The 2,028-nt window shown below is 68.5% G+C and carries 1 protein-coding gene; it reads left to right on the top strand.

Annotated elements, in window-relative coordinates; genetic code table 11:
* The coding region (locus tag ACWGI8_RS43530; RefSeq protein ID WP_453669070.1) for a hypothetical protein at positions 1–2,028 on the top strand (2,028 nt) is incomplete at both ends.

Raw genomic sequence — 2,028 nt, 5'->3', positions numbered from 1 at the left:
CGTCTGCACCCCGATGACGACCCGAGGAACCTCGTCAGCCTCATCCGGCGAGTCCGCCCTCAGGGAGTCGGCGAACTGGCGATCGCCGTCCTGTCCGACGAAGCGGACGACCTGTCGGCCGCGGCTGGCGACGGACCACGCATTCTCGAGCTGGCGGACGATGAAACCGTCGACATGGAAGGAGTGCAGTTCGACGACGAGGCGCAGAGTGCGCCCACCGGGCAGCAGGACGAGGGGAACGGCCGACCGCCGAACGAACTGCCCGGCGACCGGTCCTGGCGAACCCTGAAGGCGTGGGCGGCCAAGCTGGCCCTCGAACTACGCAGCACAGTGCACGTGCTGTCCGAGGACGTCGGTCACCGTGACGGCACCGTCCGGACAATCCGCAGTCTGATGCCGCAGAACCAGCCGCACCAGCTTCTCGATCTACTGCGCCCGCATGCCGCACAGCCGCCCGCCGGGCAGACCGGCCCGTTCTGGACGACCGTGTCGGCGCCCGGGAACCCGGCTCGGTTCACCAAGATCGGCGCGCTGCTCTGGGACCCCTTCCAGTACACGGTGGTCCGGGCCGACCGAGCATTGTTCAGCGCCACCGGCGATGTCGAGCTGGCGGCCCGGCTGTTCGAGGCCGCCCAGGCTCTGGGCGGCGCGGCGGTGATGCACCTACCGGCCGATCCGGACGGCAAAATCGGGCTGTTCACGCCCGACGGACTGTCAGCTCTCCCGGAGTTGGCGCTCCCGCTGCCGCCGGTGGAGACCCGGCAGCTGCCCCGCAGCATCAAGACGACCGACCACGTCGTCGCCCGCCTGTGGCAGTCCTGGTTGGCGAGCAAGTCTGAGGCGCTCAAGCTCTTCGACGCCTTCGATGAGCTGGCGGAAGAGCACCTCGCTGCGATCAAGGAAATCTCCGCGCGAGCCGAGCAGGCCGTCAAGGACGCAGACGGGCTGCGACCCGAACAGCGCACCACAGCTGCCATGGCCAGGCTCGCGGATCGGGCGCGCATGCTCCAGGCGACTGCCGAAGCACTGAAAGCGCATGCCGAACAGCTCACGGTCTCGGCAACCGAGATGGCGCGCCTGGGCCAGCGGGTTCACTCTCACGCAGAACGGACTGTGGAGTCCGGCACGCCGAGCGACCGTGCGCTCGCGAGCCGGGCCCGGGACGAGGCGAAAAAGCTGCACGAGGCACTGAACGGTGCTGCAGCCTCCGCGACGAAAGCCGTAGAGGCCTTTCGTGACACCGCCGTGCGTGCCGAGCGGGCCTGGCGACTGGCGACGGTCGCCAAGCACGTCCTCCCTTTGTGGGAGCCGGCGCCCGGCGCCCCGGTCCTCTTTCACCCAGAGATGTCGCCAAGTGGCGAGGTACTGCGAACCCTGCAGGAGGAACTCACGGTACTTGGCAGGCTCCTCGACATTGTGGTGCACCTGCAACCGGAGAGTGCTCCCGCGCAGCTGCACATCAGCCCGGCCACCGGGACGGCCACGTTGGCTCTTCGCGGCGACCTCGGGGACGAGTGGCAGTCGCTGCGCGAGACACCCGCCCCGGAACCCTTCCTGACCGCCCCCAACGGAACCCTGCGACCGGTCGGCACGGTCGTCACCCACATGATCAGCGGTGTCGTTCACGGGGACGGTACGTCCAGCGAGGGCTTGGTGGCCGCCTCCGCAGGATCGCGGCACGCCGACGAGGCCAGTCTGGACGCCTTCCGCGATCTACTGAAGGAGCTCTCCCGAGCGCACGGGTTGTTCGACGCCTCCTCATATGTGCTGCTGCCGGTGGTGCATGGCAGGATCGCCCTTGCATACCGCACCGGCCCTGACGAGGGCGCGCCCGGGCGCATGGTGGTGCGCCCGGCTGGTGCGGCCAGAGTCGCCACCTGGCTGCTGTCCACAGTGAAGTGGGACAGTAAGTCGATCTACATGCTGACACCTCAGGTCACCGACCCCGCCGACTACGCCGCCTTCGTCCGCGATGTACATGAACTCGCGAACATCTTGAACCTCCCGATCGGCGACCCGCCGTTCGGC

Source organism: Streptomyces sp. NPDC054841, from assembly GCF_053611045.1.
Note: the sequence above shows the minus strand (reverse complement) of the source record. Positions and strands in the feature narration are given on the sequence as shown.